20 protein-coding genes and 1 other annotated feature are annotated in these 24,324 nt (G+C 35.8%); of the genes, 3 read left to right on the forward strand and 17 right to left on the reverse strand.

Going from position 1 to position 24,324, the window contains the following annotated elements; genetic code table 11:
* Positions 1-325 precede the first annotated feature (325 nt).
* The 10 genes from pepF to HF876_RS16790 form a co-directional block, all read right to left on the reverse strand.
* The gene (pepF, locus tag HF876_RS16745; protein WP_169361195.1) at positions 326-2,140 is read right to left on the reverse strand and encodes an oligoendopeptidase F; all 1,815 of its coding nucleotides are present in this window, start codon (positions 2,138-2,140) and stop codon (positions 326-328) included.
* 48 nt (positions 2,141-2,188) lie between these two features.
* Positions 2,189-3,358 (reverse strand): competence protein CoiA, encoded by a 1,170-nt coding sequence (locus tag HF876_RS16750; protein ID WP_169361196.1) that lies wholly within the window; start codon positions 3,356-3,358, stop codon positions 2,189-2,191.
* Between the two features lie 497 nt (positions 3,359-3,855).
* Entirely contained in the window at positions 3,856-4,521 is a 666-nt protein-coding gene (mecA, locus tag HF876_RS16755) for an adaptor protein MecA (protein ID WP_169361197.1), read from the reverse strand.
* 218 nt (positions 4,522-4,739) lie between these two features.
* Positions 4,740-5,135 (reverse strand): transcriptional regulator SpxA, encoded by a 396-nt coding sequence (spxA, locus tag HF876_RS16760; RefSeq protein ID WP_053590237.1) that lies wholly within the window; start codon positions 5,133-5,135, stop codon positions 4,740-4,742.
* Positions 5,136-5,698: 563 nt separating this feature from the next.
* On the reverse strand, positions 5,699-6,865 hold the full coding sequence (locus tag HF876_RS16765; RefSeq protein ID WP_240949814.1) for a putative glycoside hydrolase: 1,167 nt from the start codon (positions 6,863-6,865) through the stop codon (positions 5,699-5,701).
* 304 nt (positions 6,866-7,169) lie between these two features.
* Positions 7,170-8,111, reverse strand: a complete 942-nt coding sequence (locus HF876_RS16770; RefSeq protein WP_169361199.1) for an ABC transporter ATP-binding protein — start codon at positions 8,109-8,111, stop codon at positions 7,170-7,172.
* Positions 8,111-9,166 carry an ABC transporter ATP-binding protein gene (locus HF876_RS16775; protein WP_169361200.1) on the reverse strand — a complete coding sequence of 352 codons (1,056 nt, stop codon included), beginning with the start codon at positions 9,164-9,166 and terminating at the stop codon, positions 8,111-8,113. The genes HF876_RS16770 and HF876_RS16775 overlap by 1 nt, the downstream gene beginning before the upstream one ends.
* A 15-nt stretch (positions 9,167-9,181) precedes the next feature.
* Positions 9,182-10,201 (reverse strand): oligopeptide ABC transporter permease, encoded by a 1,020-nt coding sequence (gene opp3C, locus HF876_RS16780; RefSeq protein ID WP_169361201.1) that lies wholly within the window; start codon positions 10,199-10,201, stop codon positions 9,182-9,184.
* Complete coding sequence (gene opp3b / locus HF876_RS16785; protein ID WP_169361202.1) at positions 10,201-11,133, reverse strand: oligopeptide ABC transporter permease; 933 nt, start codon at positions 11,131-11,133, stop codon at positions 10,201-10,203. Before opp3b ends, opp3C begins: the two co-directional genes overlap by 1 nt.
* Before the next feature lie 197 nt (positions 11,134-11,330).
* The gene (locus HF876_RS16790; RefSeq protein WP_169361203.1) at positions 11,331-13,055 is read right to left on the reverse strand and encodes an ABC transporter substrate-binding protein; all 1,725 of its coding nucleotides are present in this window, start codon (positions 13,053-13,055) and stop codon (positions 11,331-11,333) included.
* A 622-nt stretch (positions 13,056-13,677) separates the two neighbouring features.
* On the opposite strand from HF876_RS16790, the gene HF876_RS16795 reads away from it, so the two are divergent.
* Together HF876_RS16795 and trpS are read left to right on the forward strand one after the other, a co-directional pair.
* On the forward strand, positions 13,678-14,022 hold the full coding sequence (locus HF876_RS16795; RefSeq protein WP_169361204.1) for a DUF3899 domain-containing protein: 345 nt from the start codon (positions 13,678-13,680) through the stop codon (positions 14,020-14,022).
* Positions 14,023-14,073: 51 nt separating this feature from the next.
* Positions 14,074-14,287: a binding site (T-box leader), on the forward strand.
* A gap of 45 nt (positions 14,288-14,332) precedes the next feature.
* On the forward strand, positions 14,333-15,319 hold the full coding sequence (gene trpS, locus HF876_RS16800) for a tryptophan--tRNA ligase (RefSeq protein WP_169361205.1): 987 nt from the start codon (positions 14,333-14,335) through the stop codon (positions 15,317-15,319).
* A 245-nt stretch (positions 15,320-15,564) separates the two neighbouring features.
* Here trpS and HF876_RS16805 read toward each other — a convergent pair whose 3' ends face one another.
* From HF876_RS16805 to HF876_RS16835, 7 genes are all read right to left on the reverse strand, one after another.
* Positions 15,565-17,415 carry an oligopeptide ABC transporter substrate-binding protein gene (locus HF876_RS16805; protein WP_169361206.1) on the reverse strand — a complete coding sequence of 617 codons (1,851 nt, stop codon included), beginning with the start codon at positions 17,413-17,415 and terminating at the stop codon, positions 15,565-15,567.
* 61 nt (positions 17,416-17,476) lie between these two features.
* Positions 17,477-18,388, reverse strand: coding sequence for an ABC transporter permease (locus tag HF876_RS16810; RefSeq protein WP_169361207.1), 912 nt, complete (start codon positions 18,386-18,388; stop codon positions 17,477-17,479).
* Between the two features lie 29 nt (positions 18,389-18,417).
* Entirely contained in the window at positions 18,418-19,380 is a 963-nt protein-coding gene (opp4B, locus tag HF876_RS16815) for an oligopeptide ABC transporter permease (protein ID WP_169361208.1), read from the reverse strand.
* 1 nt (position 19,381) lies between these two features.
* Positions 19,382-20,329 carry an ABC transporter ATP-binding protein gene (locus tag HF876_RS16820; RefSeq protein WP_169361209.1) on the reverse strand — a complete coding sequence of 316 codons (948 nt, stop codon included), beginning with the start codon at positions 20,327-20,329 and terminating at the stop codon, positions 19,382-19,384.
* Entirely contained in the window at positions 20,310-21,338 is a 1,029-nt protein-coding gene (locus tag HF876_RS16825) for an ABC transporter ATP-binding protein (RefSeq protein WP_169361210.1), read from the reverse strand. Before HF876_RS16825 ends, HF876_RS16820 begins: the two co-directional genes overlap by 20 nt.
* Before the next feature lie 347 nt (positions 21,339-21,685).
* The gene (gene fabF / locus HF876_RS16830) at positions 21,686-22,924 is read right to left on the reverse strand and encodes a beta-ketoacyl-ACP synthase II (RefSeq protein WP_169361211.1); all 1,239 of its coding nucleotides are present in this window, start codon (positions 22,922-22,924) and stop codon (positions 21,686-21,688) included.
* Positions 22,925-22,951: 27 nt separating this feature from the next.
* Positions 22,952-23,887, reverse strand: a complete 936-nt coding sequence (locus HF876_RS16835) for a beta-ketoacyl-ACP synthase III (RefSeq protein WP_169361212.1) — start codon at positions 23,885-23,887, stop codon at positions 22,952-22,954.
* Between the two features lie 167 nt (positions 23,888-24,054).
* Between HF876_RS16835 and HF876_RS16840 the strand changes: the two genes are divergently transcribed.
* Positions 24,055-24,246, forward strand: coding sequence for a DUF2929 family protein (locus tag HF876_RS16840; RefSeq protein ID WP_169361213.1), 192 nt, complete (start codon positions 24,055-24,057; stop codon positions 24,244-24,246).
* The last annotated feature ends 78 nt before the right edge of the window (positions 24,247-24,324 follow it).

The following is a 24,324-nucleotide window of genomic DNA, read 5'->3' on the forward strand; positions in this document are numbered from 1 at the left end:
TGAACAGTTGGTACCACAAGACCACCTTGTTCGTAAGTTAGATGAGGCAATTGATTTTTCCTTTATCTATCCATTGGACAACCTTTAAGGGTCTTAAAAAATTGTCCATGCAGGCGATGCTAACTTTTGCTGCCTAAAATCTTAAGAAGTTGGCCAACTGGACCTGGAAAACGCCAAAAATGGTGTAAAACAAAAAAATCGAGAGCTGAATTAGCTCTTTTTCCAGAATGTAAACTGCGATAATAGCAAAAGGGTTGGAAATCGTTTCGATTTCCAACCCCTACAGTCTGAGCCACCTCTTCTATTAAGAGGTGGCTTTTTCTAATTAGCTCAATAACTGCTCTAATTCATTTAGTTTTTCTTCAAATACTTTACAAGCCTCTTCAATTGGAGAAGCTGTGTTCATATCTACTCCAGCTTTTTTCAAAACTTCGATTGGATAATCTGAGCAACCAGCTTTAAGGAACTCATTAATATAACGGTCAACCGCTGGCTGTCCTTCAGACAAGATTTGATTGCTCAGTGCAGTAGCGGCACTTAGGCCAGTTGCATATTGATATACATAGTAATTGTAATAGAAGTGAGGAATTCTAGACCATTCTAAACCAATTTGCTCATCTATAACAATATCGTCACCAAAATATTTCTTGTTTAGCTCGTAATACACTTCAGTAAACTTATCAGCTGTTAATGCTTCTCCGTCTTGGTCTAGTTGATGAATGATATGCTCAAACTCCGCAAACATGGTTTGTCTAAATACTGTCCCTCTAAATCCTTCAAGCCAATGGTTTAGTAAATAAATGCGTTTCTTAGGATCTTCTATTGTTTTTAGTAAATGATCATTTAACAAAGCCTCGTTACATGTTGACGCTACCTCTGCAACGAAAATAGAATAGTCCCCATACACATACGGTTGGTTTTCTCTAGTATAATAGCTATGAATACTATGTCCAAACTCATGAGTAAGCGTAAATAAGTTATTTACGTTATCTTGCCAGTTCATTAAAATATAAGGATTAGTTCCATAAGTACCAGATGAATAGGCACCAGAACGCTTTCCTTTCGTTTCCACAACATCTACCCAGCGGCTTTCAAGACCTTTTTTAACAATTGAAACGTATTCCTCACCTAAAGGCTTAAAGCTCTCTAACATTACTGCACAAGCCTCGTCGTACGTATACTCCATTTTCAATTCTTTTACTAACGGTGTGTACAAATCATACATATGTAGCTCGTCTACACCAAGAACTTTTTTACGAAGGCTGACATATCGATGAAGTAAATGTACATTTTTGTTAACCGTTTCCACTAAGTTATCATAAACAGATTCAGGGATGTGGTTAGCTGACAAAGCAGCTTCTCTAGCAGAAGAATAGTTTCTGATCTTTGCATTAACATTATCTGCTTTGATATTCCCACTCAAAGTAGACGCAAATGTATTTTTAAATTTACCATAGGTTTCGTACATACCCTTAAATGCATCCTCACGCACTCGTCGATCTTCACTTTCTAAAAATCTACTATAGCGACCATGTGTAAGTTGTACTTCATTGCCATTCTCATCCTTAATGAAGGGGAATTCCAAATCTGCATTGTTTAACTTACCGAAAGTATCCGCTGATGCCCCGGTCACTTCAGAAAACTGAGCAAGTAGTGCCTCTTGCTCTTTTGGAAGTACATGTGGACGTTCTTTGTTTATCTCTTCTAGCATTTGTTTATATACTTGAAGGTCGTTGTTTTCTTTTAGATAATTTCCTAGTACCGTTTCATCTAAAGACAATATCTCTGGTACTAAAAACGAAAGCTCTGTGGAAACTTTTACGTATAAAGACTTTATACGGCTATCTAAAGCCTGGTATTTACTATTTGAAGTGTCTTGATCATTACGCATATGAGCATAAGTATATAGCTTACGTAATCGGCTAGTTAGCTCGTCACGATATGTTAAAACTTCTAATAATGCTTCTGGTCCAGAACTTATTGTTCCTTGATAAGAAGAGGCTTTTTTAGCTAACTCCGCTACTTCCTTAAATTCTTTTTCCCAATCCGCTTCAGTAGAAAATATATCCTCCAACTTCCAAGTAAGACGTTCATCTACTTCACTTCTTGTTAAGATTTTATTTTTTGTATCTGCTGTCAAAATACTCTCTCCTCCTATTGTTTCGAACTACGAACCAATTCTATTTTCTCAATTTTCAGCTCCTTTTGCAAGGAATTGGTTATAAAGTAATTTATGCATTTTGGTATAGTTGCATGTACTCTCTAGGTGAAGTTGTTTCGGTATATCTAAGCATTCCAAGAGAATCGCTACATACGCTTTTAAAGCCTTTATCCGCATTACTAATCGATTGGGATCCTTCCAACGATGAACCAGTAAGAAATAGCGATAGTGTTGGTCGGTAATCGTGTCTAACATCAGACTATTGCCTAGTAAAAAATCGATCCACTGCAGCTGCCATTCACAGGCATGCTCATCAAACGCATCAGCCCCATAAGACGGTACCCCAATAAACAAAGGAAGATTTATAGGATTTATTCTCCACTTATAGCACACCTGTAAAAAGGAAGATTGAATACCTTTACGGTTATATAGATATAAATTTTTTAAACGTTTCATCCTCTTATCTTGGTAGAGTTTTAAATAAGTCTGAAACTCGTGCTCAGTAATTGTTTTAACCATAGCTAAGGGCCATGTTTGCATAGTAATGGGAAGCCTATTAATTTTTACGATAAAATGATTGGAATATAGATAAAGGAGATTAGAAATATAGGAAAAGGATTTGGTTTGAGGACAGTACGTGATTAGAACTTTACCATTCATACTATGATATAAAAGTTCTGTTTGAAAAGCAGAAATCTTCATGGAACCAATTTGCTGAAGGGGAAAATCCAGTGGGTTAGGGGTTTTTAAAACCCAAAGTGGTTTGATATGGACCTGCATATAGCCTTTATTACGCTTTCGTATGATGCTAGTGGGTATTTTACTACACTGATACTCCAGTGCAACCTTTATATTGTCTGTAAAGATTAAAATATCCGGCCTTTGCTTAATATCTAAAATAAATGGTTCCAAATTACAAGGTACTTTTTTACTTTGCAAAAAATCGTACAGTTGAATTTTCCCTCTCAGATGATCTTCACTTTCCCCTTCTGAAAATGACTGTGCACAAACGGTATTATGTTGATGAGCAAAATGAGGAATTTTGATGTTGCCGACTTTTAAAATAAGCGTCTCTTTACATTCAGCACAATTATAGACATTTTGTCTCATCATTTTTAAACTGTCTCTTGAATAATGAGCTGGTATGAAGATTTCGCCGTCCTTTGTTAGGGCTGTTAATATGATAATCACCTCCATTCTTAATATACAAATAAAAGAAATAAAACACAATAATCAAAATCATAATGGTATGAGGTTAAAATTTTTAGCTTCGTTAAAGTTACTAGTTGATTTTGACTAACAATTCTTTTTTTATAGTGACTGTAGACATAAACAATTGAACTTTCAAATGGCTATTAAGAACATAAATAGATGATGAAAATGGGGTTGGTGACAGTTTTTTAGCTTTGTTTATGCGAGTAAATTTATTAGTTCTTTATTAATGCTAAAGCTGTTCCTATTTATTGATTGGAGCGACAGACGGCGACTCCAGTGGGATGAGTGAGACAGATAAGACATCACAACCGCGCGCGTTAGCGACGGGTTATGGCTTATCGCTCACCCCACGGAAAGCGTCCGGCTGGGGCGGAAATCAATTCTACTCTCTGATCTAAGATTTCTTTGGATTATAAATCAACCCTACCCTTTAACATAGCCAAATTTTTAAAATAAAAAAACCTTCTTTTCAGAAGGTTTTAAAAATGTTTATTTAATTCTTCCATCACATTGGCTGCTATAATTTCTTTGCCATACTCTTGTATTATGTGAATTGTTGTTTTTGTACTTTGCCCAAACTCTGAAATAACACTCAACGTATTTAAAATAACTTCTAACTCCACCATATCCATATCAAAAATTACGTGTAAGTAATATTTTTCATTATAATGATATAAAGAAGTGTCAAGATCTAAATCATCTAGTTTTTTGGACAATCCAATAACATCTTCAAAATTTTCGAATATAAAAGTATATTCTGCGGGTATTTCATCTAAGTCATCCATATAATTTGAAAAATCATCAAACTCATGTGGCCCCATGGAATTGGAGACAGCACTTTTAAATATCTTGTTTGATAAATCCTCTGCACTTAAGCTATCGTCTGATCGTTCATCTTTTGCCATTTCCGTTCGAGTGACAATCACTTCTAAACCTTTTTCCATCGCATGAACTTGAATCCATAAGGGACCATCTAACTCTTCAAAATGATCATCATCATGAACCTCATCCATCATTTCCCAAAAAAGCTGCTCGCTCTTATCTTTATTAAACCATATTTCATCTCGGCTGAAGCCTCTTTCTTCAATGTCGATGTATGAAATGTATACTTTGAAAGTGTTGTCATTGATGCGCTCGATATCCATTTAACACATCTCCTTTCGCTTCTTCCGCCTCATTATTGTAGTGTCTATTACTATTGTATGTTGTTTAATAAAAAAAGAAAAGGATTCCAGCTTCACTTTTAAAAATATTAATACAACTTTTTATGTTTTTAAAAATTATAACATGAGGCAAGAAAAACTAATAAAGAAAAGCTGATGATTTTCAAAATTTCTTTGAAAATCATCAGCTTAATCCTGAACTAATTCACAAGTCTTTGCGCTTCTAGTAATTGATACGCACGAACTTTTCTAGGTAAAAATCTTCGAATTTCATCTTCATTATATCCAACTTGTAAACGTTTTTCGTCTAATATGATAGGTCTACGAAGTAAACCTGGATATTCTTGAATTAATTCATATAACCTTTGAAGTGGTAGGCTCTCCACATCAACGTTTAATTTTTGGAATATTTTTGAACGAGTAGATATTATTTCGTCTGTACCGTCTTCGGTCATACGTAGTATTTCTTTAATTTCACTGATACTTAATGGTTCCGAAAAGATATTTCTTTCTGTGTAAGGAATGTCATGCTCTTCTAACCAGGCTTTTGCTTTTCTACATGAAGTACAGCTTGGAGAAGTAAATAATGTAACCATCATATTAAAAAACACTTCCTCTCGATTGTTACTTGTGTTATATAAAGTAGATTATAATTAATTTAATGTAGTTTAGCACTTTTATAGTATACACTAATTAATAAGTATTTAAAATACATTTTTCCAGAAATTTTCTCACTTATAAAGAGTATTTACAATTTGTACATATAATGAACAACCTGATACATTTTTAGAATAATAATGTTTCTTTAATACAATGATACCCTTTTTTAAAAGCATTTAAACCATGTTTTCTAAAAAATATTCATTCTCAATTAGCAGTTCTTTAATGAAAACAACTGTTACACTATATAGTACGTTTTTCATGAAAAAAAGTTTCATTTTATGTTGTAATTAAGGCGCGTTTGCTCATTTTTTAAGTAAAATGATCGGATAGTCAGTTGGATTGGATATCACGTACATCTATAGTTTTAATTTCCCCCTTGTAGTCACTTTAAGCAACTGTATGGAAGTATCCTATCAAAATAGCAGATAGTAAAAAAGCTCCCTAAATTTTACTTTCGTAAAATCTGGGGAGCTTTTAATCCTAGACACTTGTCACATTAGTTAACTGGTGTATAATCTACACCTGGTGTATATTTATTTCCGGCATTCCATAATAAGAATTCGTTAATACCGGCTTCGTTTAATGCCTTTATTTGAGCCTCTACCTCAGCCTTACCATATACTAAGTAATTCCCTTTACCTAAATAAGAAGCAGTAAAATCTTGTAACCAAGGTCTGGACACTGGAGGATTTTTTAGCTCTCCTAGCTTGGCATTCTCAACCTTAGCGTATTCTTGGACAAGACGATATGGTTCTAAATCCGGTTTCGCAATTCCAAAGTAAGATGTCCAATGACTTGGATAAATCATGGATGAAATGACATCTACGTTTTCCGATATCTTCGAGAAATTTTGTCCGATACCTGGAGCTTCTGGTAGTGTTGCGGAATATCCAAATATATCAACAGACACTTGTACACCATATGGTTTTAGTTTTTCTCTAGCATAAGCAACAAAGTCAGTTACTGCTGAAACTCTACGCTGGGTTGAATCCAACTCAGATGCCTCATATTTTCCCTTACCATATGCTAATGTAGTGTCTCTTTTTTCAAATCCTTCTGGAAAGCGTACATAGTCAAACTGTACTTCCTTAAAGCCCATTTTCGCTGCTTCAATTGCAACTTCTACATTGTAATCCCATACTTCTTGCATAAATGGATTAACAAAAGCTTCGCCTCTTCCATTCTTCCAAACGGAACCATTTTCAACAAATGATAATTCTGGCTTTCTTTCCGCTAGTTCTGTGTCTTTAAAAACAACAACGCGGGCAATCGGATAAATCTCTTTTTTCTCCATCACTTCCAGAATTCCTCTAAGATCTTTTATGTATGGTTTTCCAATTTCATACTTGAACAAAGGTGAATCCTCTTTAGGCTTATAAGTTAGGTTCCCAAAATCATCTTTAATATCGATGACCATAGCGTTTAACTCAGTATTATCCATTAGCTCTACTAATTGATTAAACCTTGAACCGCCTGCCGAGTGACCCGTTACGTACACTCCTCTTACCGCATCAGGATAGTTAAAAGTAAGTCCGGAGTCATAGACAAATAGCTTAGAAGAGGATACTAACGTTTCCTCTATTGAATTGAAGCCAAATTCCTTCGATGTAAAATCCTTCGAGAAAGCTTTTGTTTCAGCTGAAGCTTCGAATGGTGTCATCATTAAAACACCTAGCATAATACCAGAAATTACTGTTAATAATTTTTGTTTCATAACCGTCTCCCTTTCTTTACGTCTAACATTCTAACAACTATATCGTACGATGAAAAGAGTACATACGTCTAATATTACAATAAAAATTATAATTAATCTAAATGTTCAGCTATATCATTATTTCTTTTCACGCTTACTCCATAATCAAAGAAATTTTGTATAACTTATTTTTAGCTTTAACTTTGAAAATATGTCCTGACAAAAAAAGTAGGCTAATTCGAATTTCTTCGATTAGCCTACTTTTAATGGTTTATTAAATACGTGATTGGGATATAGCTTTTAGTTCTTTAAATTCCTTTTCAGAACAAAATACAAAGTGACCCGGTGTAACTTCACGCATTGCAATTTCTTCCCCATCCGTATATTTGTGCGAAGAAGGATCATAAGACTTACGTACACGAGTACGCTCATAGTTAGGATCTGGAAGCGGGATAGCAGATAATAGAGACTGCGTATATGGATGTAATGGATTTGAGTATAATTCTTCGGCAGGTGCAAGCTCTACTAACTTACCGAAATACATTACACCTATTCTATCTGAAATGTATTTAACCATGGAAAGGTCATGCGCGATGAAAAGATATGTTAAACCCTTTTCTTCCTGCAATTCTTTTAATAAGTTAACTACTTGGGCTTGGATAGATACATCTAAAGCTGATATTGGTTCATCCGCAATAATGAATTCTGGATCTACAGCTAACGCTCTAGCTATACCTAGACGTTGACGCTGACCACCAGAGAATTCATGAGGATAACGTTCAGCATGCTCTTTATTAAGACCCACTGTTTCCAGCAATTCAATTACTCGCGCCTTACGTTCAGTCTGATTTTTAACTAAGCCATGAATATCTAAACCTTCCGCTATGATATCCAAAACTTTCATACGCGGATTTAAAGATGCGTAAGGATCTTGGAAGATCATTTGCATTTTACGGTTAAAGATTTTCAAATCTTTTTTCGATTTTTTATCATGTACGTTTACACCATCATAAATAACTTTTCCGTCAGTAGCATCATAAAGTCGAATAATAGTTCGTCCAGTTGTAGACTTACCACATCCGGATTCACCTACTAAACCCAAAGTTTCACCTTTATAGATGTCAAAGCTAATGTCGTCTACTGCACGAACTTCATTTTCTTTACCTTCGTTAAAATATTGCTTTAAATTTTTAATTTCTAGTAATTTTTCAGCCATTAGTTAGTACTCCCTTCGTAGTAACGACTTCCAGGGAAATTTTTCATACGTTCAACAATCGAAGCAGGTGGCTCTACTTTTGGTGCGTCAGGATGCAATAACCATGTAGCAGCGTAATGCGTATCACTAACCTTAAAGAATGGAGGAGATTGCTCCAAATCTATTTTCATCGCATAGTCACTACGAAGTGCAAAAGCGTCTCCTTTAGGAGGGCTTAACAAATCGGGTGGTGTTCCTGGAATTGCATAGAGTTTTTCTTCAGCAGTATCTAATGACGGCATAGAGCTTAACAAGCCCCATGTATATGGGTGCTGAGGGTTATAGAATATTTCATCTACCGTGCCTGTTTCCACAATCTTACCACCGTACATTACAGCTACTCTGTCCGCAACATTAGCAACTACTCCTAAATCATGCGTAATAAAGATGATGGATGTATCAATTTTCTTTTGTAAATCTTTCATTAATTCTAAAATTTGCGCTTGAATTGTTACATCCAATGCCGTTGTTGGTTCATCCGCAATCAGAATCTGTGGATTACAAGCTAGGGCAATAGCTATAACAATACGTTGACGCTGTCCACCAGAGAATTGATGAGGATATTGTTTTATACGAGCTTCCGGCTTTGGTATACCAACTAGACGCAATAAATCCACCGCTATTTTTCTTGCCTCTACCTTACTTACTTTACGATGCTTTAAAATAGGCTCCATAATTTGTTTACCTATTGTCATTGTTGGGTTTAAAGAAGTCATTGGATCTTGGAAAATCATAGAGATATCTTTTCCGCGAATCTTTTGCATTTCTCTATCCGTAAGCTTTGTTAAATCTTTACCATTAAAAAGAATCTGTCCATTTTTAAATTCAGAGCTTGATTCCGGTAATAAACGCATAATCGCCTTAGTTGTAACTGACTTACCAGAACCAGACTCCCCTACGATTGCAAGTGTTTCACCTTTTAAAAGATCGAAGTTAACACCACGAATAGCTTTAACTTCACCTGCAAAAGTATGGAAGGAAAGCTCTAGATCTTTAACTTCCAATATTTTATCCATCCTTGCTTTCCTCCTTTAGTCTTTCATTTTTGGATCTAGCGCATCTCTTAAACCATCACCAAGAAGGTTAAAGGACAGCATTAGTAAGCTTATAATTACAGCTGGGAATACTAAAATATGTGGCTGGAATTTTAGTAATTTAACTCCATCATTAATTAGTGTACCTAAAGAAGCTGCAGGCGGTTGTAATCCTAACCCGATAAAGCTTAAGAAAGCTTCGAAGAAAATCGCACCAGGAATAGTAAACATCGTGTTAATAACAATAATACTTAAAACGTTTGGTAGAATATGTTTTGTTATGATTCTGTTATTTGAAGCACCTAACGTACGAGAAGCTAAAACAAATTCTTGGTTTTTATATTTCAAAACCTGAGCTCGAACAACGCGAGACATACCTATCCATCCAGTTATCGTAATGGCAATAATAATTGCCGTGATACCAGGATCCATAAACATAATCATGAGAATAACAATTACTAGATTTGGAATACCAATTAGAATCTCTACTATACGTTGCATAACATCATCTACACGTCCACCGTAGTAACCCGAGATACCTCCATAGGCCACTCCAATAACCATGTCTATTAAGGCAGCCATGAATGCGATGAAAAGAGATACCTGAGTTCCTTCCCATACTCGAGCAAACATATCACGACCTAGACCATCTGTTCCAAACCAATAATAAGTATCTACATTTTTTAATTCATATAAATTGACTTCTTTACCTGCCAAGTTTCCATATCCATCCATAATTCCAAGCTTTTCGATTCCTGGAACTTTTGGTGGCAAGTTAGCATGTGTAATTGTTTGTGTTTCTGCATCATGAGGGCCAATGTATGGACCAATCAATGACATAAGAATAATAAATACTAGTATAAAAACACTGACTATAGCAGCTTTATTTTTTCTTATGCGATACCAAGCATCTTTCCAAAAGCTTACGCTCGGTTTAGAAATTCTCTCCGCTTGACTGCTATCTACATGGATTCTATCAAATGAATCAGCAGGTAATTTTTTCAAGTCTTGACTCATTAGTTTTTACCTCCTGACAAACGAATACGTGGATCAATGATTCCATAAAGTAAATCTATAATGAATATTACAACAATTAAGAATACAGAGAAGAAAATCGTAGTACCCATAATAATAGAATAGTCATTTACGTTAATAGATTTTACAAATTGTTCTCCGATTCCTGGGATAGCAAAGATTTGTTCAATTACTAATGACCCAGTTAATAATCCTGCTGCCATCGGACCAAGTACAGTCACTAACGGAATCAAAGCATTTCGCAAAGCGTGTTTAAATGCTATTTCAGTACCATTGGCTCCTTTAGACTTTGCTAATGTTATATAATCAGAGCTTAAAACTTCTACCATCTCGGTTCTTATAAAACGAGCTGCAGTAGCCAGTGGTCCCAGTGCTAATGCAATGGAAGGCATAATACTTGAGGCCCATCCATCTTTCCATAAAGCTACCGGTAGAATTCCCCACTTTACACCTAACCAATATTGTAATACTGTAGCAAACACGAACGATGGTATAGATATACCAATAATGGCTATGATGGTACTTCCATAGTCCCAAAATGTATTTTGTTTTAATGCAGCAATCATTCCTAAAAGAATACCTACTAGTACTCCGGCAATAAGACCTTGGGCACCAATTTGGAACGATGGTCCAATACGACTTAAAATCAAATCAGTAACTTCAGCATTTTTGAACTGAAACGAGTTACCTAAATCACCTTGAACTAAGTTAAGCATGTAATTTACATACTGGACGGGAACTGGATCATTTAATCCATATTTCGCTTCCACTATTTCAAGTTGAGACGGGGATAGTTTTGAAGCAGAGCTTATAGGGGATCCTGGTAGCGTCTTCATTAAGAAGAATGTAGCTGTCGCAATCAGGAAAAGCGTGATAAACATATAAAAAACACGACGCAAAATATATTTCGCCATCTTTGCACCTCCTAAATTATTTAATAAATTATAATTTTACTAATCTATATATTAAACAAAAAAAATAGTAATTTGTCAAAATCATATTTTATAGTAAAAATATTGCGTATATTTCGACTCATTTAAAAAGAGAGTATATGTTCCGAAAGGAATACATATACTCTCATTTTATGAGATTTTTAAAACTTTAAACTATCTTAGTTTTTACCTTCGATATATGCCCATTTGTAGCTATAGTCTCCACCGAATGGGTGAGCAACGATACCTTTAACATATGGTTTTTGAAGTTGCATAAGACCACGTTGGTAAATTGGTCCAATAGCATAATCTTCAGCAATTAGAAGTTTTTCAGCATCAGCAAGTGCTTTCCAACGAGCTTCTGTATCTAATGCTAATTCATTGTTAGCAGAAGTTACTAACTCATCATATTTCGGGTTAGAATAAGACATTTGGTTGTTACCACCATCAGTTAACCATAAGCTCATGAATGTGTAAGGATCTTGGTAATCTGGTCCCCATCCAGCAACTTGAATGTCATAGTCTTGGTTTGTATCAAGATCTAAGCGCACTGCAAATGGTACTTCTTTAAGAGTAACAGTTAAACCTGGTAAGTTTGTTTCTAATTGATTTTTGAAATACTCATCCATCTTCTTAGAAAGATCAGAGTCTCCGCCAAGAATTTCTAGAGTAAGCTCAGTAACTCCTAGTTCTTTTAAGCCTTTGTCCCAAGCTGCTTTTGCTTCTTCTACGTTAAATGTAGACATATCTCCATTAACTTCGCGGAAATCATTAGCATCTTCGTCAAAAGTGAATCCTTGTGGTACTAGGTAATGAGCAGGTACAGAACCATTAGCTAAAACTACGTTAACTAAATCTTCTTTGTTGATAGCTTTTGAAACTGCTTCACGAATATTTACGTTAGCAAGTGGAGTAGGTTCTCCATTACGTTCTTGATTGTATTTGAAATAGAATACTGATGTTTCCATTTCTGTTACTAGTTCTGGATCATTAGCATATTGCATTGCATACTCACCAGATAGACCAGTACGGTCTTTTTCACCATTAGTGTAAAGGTTAACCGCTGTAGCTACTTCTTTAACTACATCATAGTTAATTTCAGTAAGTTTCACAGTATCTTTATCCCAATATTGATCATTTTTAACTAGTTTCCAGCTTAAGCCTGTTCCATCCCAATCTTGTAAAGCGAATGGTCCGTTGTATAAAAGTGCTTCAGAGTTTTTAGAGTAATTTTCACCTTGAGTTGTAACGAATTCTTCTTTTTGTGGTAAGAATGTACCAAATGACATTAATGATAAGAAGTAAGGAACTGGTTTTTCAAGAGTAACTTCTAATGTTTTCTCATCTAGAGCTTTAACACCTAATTCAGTATACTCAACTTCTCCAGCTACAATTTTAGATGCATTTGCGATTACGCCTTCCATCATGTATGGACCGTATTCAGAAGCAGTATCTGGGTTCATAGCACGTTTCCAAGCGAATTCAAAGTCATTTGCAGTAACTGGTGTACCATCAGACCAATTAGCGTCACGTAATTTGAACGTATAAACTAATCCATCTTCAGAAACTGTTGGCTCTCCATCAGAAATTGCTGGTACAGCTACATTTTCTTGATTCAAACGGTAAAGACCTTCATTTACGTTGTTTAGTAGATCGAAACCTACTGAGTCAGTTACTAAAGCAGAATCAAGAGTTGGAATTTCAGAACCCATGATTAAGTTTAATACTTGCTCTTCGTCTAATGTTGCTTCTTCAGCACCATCGTCTTCTTTTTCTCCATCTGTTTCAGTTGCTGGTTCGTTAGCTGGTGTTTCTTTAGCCTCATCGTCGCCGCCACATGCAGCTAGGAATAGACCTACAACTAACAGTAGGCTAAGAAGCCATACTAATTTACTATTCTTCACAAAAATAACCTCCCTAATATTCAGAAAAATTCATTACATTTATTATTATACATTTTATAAGAGAGTTGTACATACCTTTTTTTAATTATTTTTACAATCATGTAACAAAATCATTACATTGTCCTAACGAATTAGGAAGATTCCTAACTATTTTGTTAATTATCTTTTATATTTTTAGCTTTGTTAAAGTTATTGGTTGATTTTGACTAACAATTCTTTTTTATAGTAACTGTAAACATTATAAAAGGGACATTCAAATGACTATTAAGATTATAAAATTGGGATTGGGTACAGTTTTTGGCCTTGTTTATGCGAGTAAATTTTTAAGCACTTATCGATGCATTAAAGCTGTTCCCATTTATTGATTGGAGCGCCAGACGGCGACTCCTACGGGATGAGTGAGACAGATAAGACCTCACAACCACGCGCGTAAGCGATGGGTGATGGCTTATCGCTCACCCCGAGGAAAGCGTCCGGCTGGGGCGAAAATCAATTCTACTTTCTAATTTATAGATTTCTTTCCATCATAAATCAACCCTGCCCTTTAACATAGCCATATTTTTTTATTAGTTTTGATTATTTCAAACAAATCTTCTATAATTTAATTTATTAGAGGTGAATTATGAAAAAGAAGCTTATCTATTTTTTTAGTGCTCAGATTATTATAATTTTAGTGATGTTATTAACGACTAAACGTATCGATCTGGAAGCATATACTAATGTTTCCTTCTATATAGGAGGACTTGTCACATTTATTGGTCTAGTTACATATGTTGTATCAGGAGGATTTTTTGATCTTTATGCGTCTGGCTCAAGGAAATTTTTCACTAGAAAACATTTAAAAGATGAGATTGTGAATATGAGACTTCCTTCCGAAGTTTTTTCTTTCTCCCCTAAACCATTATTAGCTTTAGGGTTATCGATTTTAGCTTGTACATGTATAGCGTTACTTTTTTATTATGGATAATTTTGTCCCTTGATTTTTGAGTTTCTTCTATATATAATAATCAAAACTAAATAAAGAGCTTTGATGAAGAAAGTACATTTATAGAGTGTGTTTAGAGAGTCTGCGGATGCTGCAAGCAGATCATACGATAAATGGAATGGGCTTCTGAGCAGTATAAGTGAAAGGTCAAGTAGCTTATACCGTTTCCTTCGCGTTATGAAGAAGAGTGGCTATTTATTTTAGCAAGCTGGGTGGTACCACGGATATTACATCATTCGTCCCTTTTTTAGGGATGCATGATGTTTTTTTATATTCTAAGGAGGAAAATTTTATGAAAACACTTTTTTCGGGCGTCCAGCCTACCGGTACAATTACTTTGGGAAATTACATCGGTGCATTTAGACAGTTTATAGACTTACAAAATGATAACGATTGTATTTTTTGCATCGTGGATCAGCATGCTATTACTGTAGCTCAAGACCCCCAAGAACTTCAAAATCATATTCGTTCGTTGGCAGCCTTATATCTAGCGGTAGGAATAGATCCAGAGAAGTCTATTTTGTTTGTCCAATCAGAAGTTCCAGCCCATGCTAAAGCAGGATGGATGATGCAATGTATTTCTCACATTGGAGAACTGGAAAGAATGACGCAGTTCAAAGATAAATCAGATGGAAAAGATGCAGTGACTGCTGGATTATTGACTTACCCACCACTTATGGCCGCTGATATACTTCTCTACCAAACGGACATCGTACCTGTTGGTGATGATCAGAAACAACATATTGAACTAACTCGCGATTTGGCAGAACGTTTCAATAAAAGATACGGCAATGTATTAACTATGCCTGAAATCCAGCTTCCTAAGCACGGCGCACGTATCAAATCCCTGCAGGATCCAACGAAAAAAATGAGTAAGTCAGACCCTAATCAAAAAGCAACTATTCGTATTTTAGATACGCCAAAGCAAATAGAAAAGAAAATCAAAAGCTCTGTTACTGATTCAGAAGGAATCGTAGCATTTGATACTGAAAACAAACCAGGTGTCTCTAATCTATTAACAATAGAATCTGCTTTGACGGGTACACCTATTCCAGAATTAGTAGCTAAATATGAAGGAAAAGGTTATGGAGATTTTAAAGCATCTGTTGCAGAAGCTATTATTAATCATCTAGCACCTATTCAACAGAGATACGAGGAATTACTAAATTCACCAGAATTAGATTCCATTCTAGACCGCGGAGCAGAAAAAGCTAACCAGATAGCAAATGAAACACTTGTTAAGATGGAAGCCGCAATGGGTCTCGGTAGAAGACACTAATCGTTAATCCTAAAATAGATAGACAAAATACAATAAAGTCTTTTGAGTTTAGCATATACATCAACACAGATTTCCATGAATATCCTAAAGATAAGAAATTTAAATATAGTACTAAATGGGAGCAGCTGATAATTGCTATTCCGTAGCTTATTAGAAAAATTAGTAGTCTCATTAGTATCACATCCTTCATAAAACATATGAAAAACCGTCCCTAAACTTTCGTCTAGGAACGGTTTTTTTGAAGATTATTTTAAAGGCTCTTCTGATACTAATTGAAGTTCATGTAATCCAAAATCAGTACCGTAAGTTACATCATAATTTTTCACTGCTTTGTTTACAACATAAATTGCGCTACGGAATTGAGTAGGAATTACTGGAACTTGCTCTGACATGTATACTTGGAAATCACGGAATGCTTGCGCACGTTTTGCAGAGTCAAATGCATCCGGTGAATCGATAGCTGCTAATAATTCATCTAATTCAGGTGAAGTAAAGCGGCTATAGTTAAATGCTGAGTCTTTTCCATATAAGCCTAGTGGTGATGGGTTTGTACCTGTTCCCCAAGCTCCCATGTAAATATCAATTTCAGGATCATCTGCTTCTACTTTATCATAGAAAGAGTTCATTTCGATTAAACGGCCAGTTGTTAAAACCACTTTTAGACCAACGTCTCTCCAGTTTTGAATCCAATATGCAGCCATTTCTTCAGCTGTAACGTCTCCTGACATACCTGCATAATTAATCTCTAATTTTTCGCCTTCTGGAGTTTCACGGAATCCGTCTCCATCGATATCTTTATAACCAGCTTCATCTAATAATTGCTCTGCTTTTGCTGGATCATACTTAATGCCTTCTAAAGTGTCATCATAGAAAGAAGCAAATGCTGGTGGTATTAAACCAGTAGCACGAGTACGTAAATTATCGTAGTATGCCTCATTTACAGACTCTACGTCTAAAGCATAACCCATTGCCATACGTAAGTTTAAGTTAGCCATCTTGGCATTTGGATCCATCGTACTTAATTTAGCTTTAGTATCAAACTTTCCTAATTTAAATCCAAGGTAAGAATAAGATAGCTCTGGTTGTACAAGTATTGAAGCATTTTTAAATTCTTTTACTTCCGCATATTTCGTTGCTGGTAATGATCCAGCTGTCATGTGGTATTCACCAGTTTCTAAAGCTTTTGAGATAGAGCTAGAAGGTACTACTTTTAAAAGTACTCCATCCAACTTAGGCTCACCTTTAAAGTAATGCTCATTTTTTACGAATTGAACAGATTCACCAGGAATAATTTTTTCAAATTTAAATGCACCTAAAGATAATGGGTTTTTACGAACTGGGTCAGATTCTAACAATTGTCCTACTGGAATATCTTTTAAAATATGACTTGGTTCAGCAGAACCCCATAGACCATCTCCACCTGAATAAATTGCTGGAGATAATTTTTTAAAGGAAATTTCTAATGTAGTTTCGTCAACCTTTTTTAATCCAGAAATTGTATCAGCAGTTCCTGCATTATACTCTTCTGCACCAATGATATTTTTAAAATCTCCGTCATAACGAATACCTTGATAGTCTGGATGTCCAATGATTAAATATGGAAGCATAACATCTTCAATTTTCAAAGGCTCACCATCTGACCATTTTACACCTTCACGGATTTTAATTGTTGCTTTGTTTGTATTAGGGTCTGCTTCAAGTGTAGCAATACCTCTGTCATCAATTAAAAAGTCACCATCTACAGAGAAAATGGAATTACTTGCGTAATCTAAAATATCTGCATCTACACCATTTTGATATAATACTAGAGAGAAAATGCCTTCAAAAGGAGTATCTGTTCCTAAAGCTACTTTCAAGATACCTCCGTCAATTGCTTCGCCCTCATGCTCTACTTTTTGAGCGAATTCAGATGAACCTTCTTCTGCAGCAGGTTCTTCCTCTTTATCTTCTTCTTTATCCTTATCTTCCTCAGTCTTTGCTGGCTCTGTTGTTCCTTCAGTATTTGAACCTGATGATTCTTCTTCGTTGTTACATGCGCCTAACACAAGCATAAATGCTATTAGTACAGCTAATAATGTCCAAAGCTTCTTATTCATCCTTTTTCCTCCTTTTTATATATCTTTATATATCAAACGAAATCGTTTAATACCATCTTCATTATCCTTGCCTTTGTCTTGCGTCTGCCGAGCGACGTAGCGCTTGCCCTACATAATTGATGGAAAGCATTAATAACAAAATTAGCAAGGAAGCTGGTAGCCATACCCACCATTTGTCCTCTAAAATTAACGGATTATTCGCGTAACTCACAAGAGTTCCCAAACTAGGTACAGATTGCGGTAATCCAAAACCTAAATAAGATAATCCTGTTTCTAAACCTACATTTCCTGCAAAACTTAAAGTCAGTTCAACTATTAGAATAGAGCTAAGATTAGGCATAACACCTGTAAAGATAATTCTGCCATTGCCAGTTCCTAATGTTTTAGAAGCATTTATATAATCTCTTCTACTCTCGGTTAATGACTTACTTCTAACCAGTCGGGCCGTTGACACCCATAAAAAAGTACTCATAATAAGAACGAACTCAAATATAGAGTATTTTGGAATAATTGTTACAAACACAATGATGATCATCAAAGTTGGAATAGTGATGAAAAAGTCAATAATTCTCATAAATATATTGTCGATTAAACCACCAAAGTAGCCTGTAATCATACCAATGGCCACACCTACAATACCTGTAATAATTGTCACCGATAAAGCTATAGTAATGGAGTTTCTAGCTCCGATGATTAACTGTCCTAAAATGGAACGCCCACCCTGATCAGCTCCCAGAATAAACTTTTCGCCAGGTTCTGAAAATTTGTCTCTTAAACTTACATTCATTAATTCTTCTTGATTGATCATCGCGGCTGAGATATAGATAGCTACTATCCCAATGACTAAACAAAATAACGAGAACATTGCTAACTTATCTTTTTTAAACTCTCTCACTAATACTTGAAAACCTGTAGGCGGAGAGCTTTGTGTGTTTTTTTCTAGAATTTCTGTATTAAGTATTTGTTCACTCATCATACTCTCTCCTTAACCTTATATTTTGGTCAATCTATTCTAATACGTGGATCTACAATGCTCATGATGATATCAGACAATAGACTACCTAATAAAGTTAAGAAGCCAAACAGCAATACTAAAGCTGTAATAACGCTATAATCCCTGGAGGATATAGACTGTATAAACAATTGCCCCATGCCTTGATATCCAAAAATGGTTTCTATAAATATGGAGCCGCCTAGTAACCCAGTAATTGTAAACCCTAGAAAAGCTGCAATTGGCAATAATGAGTTTCGGAAAATATGTCTACTGTATACTTTTTTAATAGGAATTCCCTTACTTCTTGCTGTACGAACATAATCCATCGATTTTGCATCTATAATTTCAGATCTTAGGTACTGAATTACTGCGGTAGTTCCAAGGATCGCATAGGTCATTGCAGGCAATAGCATATGATAAATTCGGTTCCATACATACCCAAGGGTACCTTCCTCGTACTTTATGTCCACCGTACCGGCTGTCGGAAACCATCCAAGATGATAACCGAAAAAGAATAATGCTAGCAAGCCAAGTACGAATGTTGGGATCGCATAGGTCACAAAAGAGTATAGTACGATTGTTTTATCTAGGAATGTATCTTGAAAGCGTCCCGCCAATACTCCTAACGGAATAGCTATTAAGTATAGAAGAACAACGCTGAGCAAGGATAGCCACAGTGTGTTCATCGCCCGAAATCCTATTAAATCCGCAACAGGCATGCTATACGTATAACTCTTACCAAAATCCCCTTGAATTGCATTCGTTATCCAATTGTAGTATTGTACATACCAAGGATCGTAAAATCCTGCTAACACTCTCATTTCTTCTAATCGATTAGGATCGGATTCTGGTGTTATTAGGCCTGTGAATGGGTCTCCAGGCATTTGCTTAGCTAATATAAATATTAGTAGGCTTAAGACAAAAAGCTGTGGAATCATGGCTAAAACTCTTCTCAATATTGTTTTCCACATATTAGATGACCTCCTTGCTTCTAGTGGCCATTGCTACTTGATGAGTAGTTGAGATTGGTACTAAATCTAATACTTTCCCATCCTTATCAAAGTATTTCTGATGATCAGTTACATAATTTTTTTCTACTTCAATTCTTTCTCTTTTTCTTGCTTCTCTACCTTTTGGATTTACGTCAGGTATAGCCGATAGCAATCTCCTTGTATAGATATGTTGAGGATTTGTATAAATATCTTCTCTACTTCCAGTTTCTACAAATTTACCTTTGTACATAATAGAAATTTCATCACACATATGTTTAACTACACCCAAATCGTGGGATATAAATAAGTAACTTAATCCAAATTCTCTTTGTATATCTTTCATAAAATTCAACACTTGTGCTTGAACCGATAAATCTAGTGCTGATACTGGTTCATCTGCTATGATCAATTTAGGATTTGTTGCAATAGCACGAGCAATGCCAATCCTTTGTTTCTGACCGCCTGAAAACTCATGAGGATACTTTACCTTGACATCCTCGCTCATTCCCACTATTTCTAACAGTTCATTAATTTTTCTTTTTTCTTCGGTAGGAGACAGTTTCAAAAAATTTCTAATAGGTTCTGCTATGATATCTTGAACTCGTTTTCTAGGATTTAAACTTGAGTGAGCGTCTTGAAATATCATTTGAATATCTCGATTATAGGAAGAAGATGGACTACGACGGCTATTTGTAACATCCTGTCCTTCGTATATGATTTGTCCAGATGTTATTTTTTCAAGTCCAATAATAGATTTACCAGTAGTAGACTTTCCACAGCCAGATTCTCCTACCAATCCATACGTTTTCCCTTTTTCAATTTCTAACGAGATTCCATCTACTGCATGCACACGATCAACCACTGTATTAAAAAATCCACCCCTGATAGGATAATGAACATGTAAGTCCTTAATTTGCATAAAACTCATTGGTTACTTCCCCTTTCTCACCCTCAAAATGAAAATGCTGCCAACATGTGCATCTGACAAGGTGTCCTGGAGAAACTTCATGCAATACTGGATTTTTTTCATGTGTCTCTTCACTGATCCAAGGGATTCTGGCAGAAAATCTACATCCTTCTCGAGGTAATTTGGCTAAAGAAGGTACAATTCCTTGAATAACTTCAAGCCTATCATTCTCACTATTCATCTGTGGTATAGAGTTAAATAATGAACGAGTATAAGGGTGTAACGGATTAGAAAATAGTTCCTCTACAGGAGCCTCTTCAATAATTTGTCCTGCGTACATTACTGCAACCCGGTCTGCTACTTCAGCTACTACGCCTAAGTCATGTGTTATTAATATAATTCCCGAACCTGTTTCTTTTTGTAAGTCAATAAGTAAGTCCAATATTTGAGCTTGAATGGTTACGTCCAATGCAGTAGTTGGTTCATCTGCAATGATTACTTTAGGCTTACAAGAGATTGCAATCGCAATGATAACCCGCTGTCTCATCCCTCCAGACAATTGATGTGGGAATTGTTTTGCAGTTCGCTCTGGATTTGGGATACCTACTTGTTTTAATAACTCTAATACTCTTTTTTTTCTTTCAGACTTACTCAGCTTTGTATGAAAGGCAAGGCTTTCTTCAATTTGGTCTTGAATCTTCATCAACGGGTTTAATGCAGATAAGGGATCTTGGAAAATCATCCCTATTTCTTCTCCTCGAACAGCATTAAAGTTTTCATCATTCAATTTAGCAAGATTGATACCATTGTATATAATTTCGCCTTCCACTCTTGTTTTGTTGTGGTCATGTAACCCAATAATGGACGTTGCTAAAGTAGATTTCCCACAACCTGATTCTCCTACGATTGCCAGAATTTCATTTCTCTTTAGCGAAATGGATACCCCATCCACGGCATCATAATATGTATCTTTTATTCTGAATCCGGTATGTAAATTGTTTATGGTTAATAGCTGTTCTGAGTTGTTCAAACTAATTCTCCTCTCACGCAACTTTATGTTCGGTCTGATTTTTCCCAAATAATTAAAGATTAAAACCTTTCTGTTATTTGATTCCTTTTGTAAAGTCTATTACAGGATGATTACAAGCGCAATATAAATTTTTTATATATTTTGTTTATTTAATATATTCTGAACCATACAAAATTATTATAAACATTGGAATATCAAGGTTTTAATTAGGCTAAATAATGGAAAATTGTTATGAAAATAAATTAAATATACACTTATTTCTTAATACTTTTTAATATATATTTGTTCTAAAAGAACTATAATATACAAAAAAATCCACGCTCACAAGAACGTGGATTTTTTGTTGTTTATTTGATTTTTTTAAATAATATACTTGCATTATGACCACCAAAACCTAATGAATTACTCATGGCATAGTCAATTTCTTCTTTTCTTGCCTCATTTGGAACATAGTCTAAATCACATAACGGATCAGGCGTTTCCAGATTTGTGGTAGGCGGTAAGATGCCTTCATGGAGAGCTAATACACTGAATATTGCCTCTACCCCTCCTGCCGCACCGAGCAAGTGACCAGTCATAGATTTAGTGGAACTCATAGCCAAATTGTACGCATGCTCACCAAATACGGATTTTACAGCCGTTGTTTCAAACTGATCATTATAAGGCGTACTAGTTCCGTGCGCATTAATATAATCGATCTTCTCCGGAGACACTCCTGCATCGTCTAATGCTTGCTTCATCGCTCTAGCTGCCCCTTCTCCTTCTGGAGCTGGTGCAGTAATATGGTGGGCATCTCCTGTAGAACCATAACCTATTATTTCTGCATAGATTTTAGCACCACGAGCAACAGCGTGCTCATATTCTTCTAATATAAGAATTCCAGCTCCTTCACCAATAACAAATCCGTCTCGATTAGCATCAAAAGGTTTCGATGCGGTATTAGGATCTGTATTTAAAGAAAGTGCAGTATTGGAGCAGAAACCAGCTACAGACATATGAGTAATCGGAGACTCTGCTCCGCCGGTAATCATCACATCTGCATCTCCTCGCTCGATTACTTTAAATGCATCTCCTATAGAGTTAGTGCCAGATGCACAAGCCGTTACCGTACATGAATTAATCGCCTTTGCCCCAAAATGAATTGACACCTGACCTGCAGCCATATCAGGAATCATCATTGGCACGAAGAATGGACTTACGCGTCTCGTTCCTTTTTCTAAAAATACTCGGAACTGATTCTCGTATGTCTCCATTCCACCAATACCTGAACCAATCCAAACGCCTGTACGTAGACCTAGCTCTTCTGTGATTGTTAAATTGGCGTCCTCAACTGCCATAATTGCAGAAGCTAAAGCATAGTGAGTAAAACGATCCATTTTTCGTGCATCTTTCTTTTCAATATACTTCTCTATGTCAAAATCTTTTACCTCTGCGGCCACCTTCGCTGGAAACAAAGATGCGTCAAGTCTTGTTAACATTCCGACACCTGATTTACCTTCCTTAATACCAGCCCAAGTAGTTTCTACATCATTACCTAGTGGTGTTACGGCACCTAATCCTGTTACTACAACCCTACGTTTCGTCATGTATGTCCGTCCCTTCGACAAATTAAATTATTTTCCCCATTTAAGCGCTATTGCTCCCCAAGTCAAGCCTCCACCAAAACCTACCATTACAATAATATCATCATCTTTCACTTTTCCATTTTTTACTTCTTCTTTTAATGCTAGTGGAATAGACGAAGATGAGGTATTCCCATATTTGTGTATAGTTTTGGCCATTTTTTCAGCAGGCAACTCCAGTCGTTCTCTAGATGCCTCCATAATACGAATATTTGCTTGATGAGGGATTAACAAATCAATATCTGTTTTTTGTAATCCTGCTTTTTCGATAACGTTAATAGCAGATTCGCCCATTTGACGAACCGCAAATTTAAATACCTCTCTTCCATTCATCGTAATGTAAGGTCCGTCCTGCAATAAATACTTTCCTCCACTACCATTGGCTCCAAGCTCAAAGGACAATATGCCTCTGCCCTCAGAGACTTCTCCAATTACTACAGCCCCTGCTCCATCCCCAAAGAGGACAGCAGTATTTCGATCTTCCCAGTCTGTAATTTTAGACAGCTTTTCCACACCAATTACTAACACATGAGAATACGTTTTAGATTCTACAAATTGCTTTGCAGTAACGACACCATACATAAACCCTGCGCATGCAGCGGATATATCCATTGCTGCTGCATTAGTAGCCCCTAATTGCTCCTGAAGCATCGTGGAGACACTAGGAAAAGGACGATCCGGAGTTACTGTCGCTACCAAAATTAGTCCTATTTGTTCCGGAGAAATTCCTGCATCCGCTATTGCTTCCTTGGCTGCCTTGACAGCCATATGTGAACTTTCTTCTCCAGGAGCAGCTATTCGACGCTCCTCTATACCAGTCATTGTTTTTATCCATTCATCCGATGTATCTATTCTTTTTTCAAGGTCTTCATTCGTTAAAATCTTCTCAGGTGCATAAGTTCCTAAACCTATAATTCCTGCATTCATGAAATTCCTCTTTTCTTGTAATCTATTATTAGTACCTGGTATTAATAATAGCGAATATATGAACATTTTTCAACATAGTTGTTGGATGTTAAGAATAATTCTTTTGTATAGGACAACCCTATGTTATGATAGCTATAGATAAATTAATTTTTTTGAGGTGAAATTATATGCAATATGTTATGACAGTAATTTGGACACTTATCTTGGTTACGATGTTAAATTATGTAGTAGGTTCAGTTAATGGCGTAGAAGAATTTAACTTTTTCCATGGTTTATATATGGCTATCCCAGCAGCTATTATAATTATACTAATTACTAAAGTAATTCCGGATGAGCCTGTAGAAGCTAAACATCATTAATAAAAAGAGGCTGGGACAAAACTAGCTTCTAATATTGGAAAAAGAGAAATTGAGCTCACTCAATTTCTCTTTTTCCTT

Origin of the sequence: Psychrobacillus sp. BL-248-WT-3 (genome assembly GCF_012843435.1) — a bacterium.
Classification (GTDB): domain Bacteria; phylum Bacillota; class Bacilli; order Bacillales_A; family Planococcaceae; genus Psychrobacillus.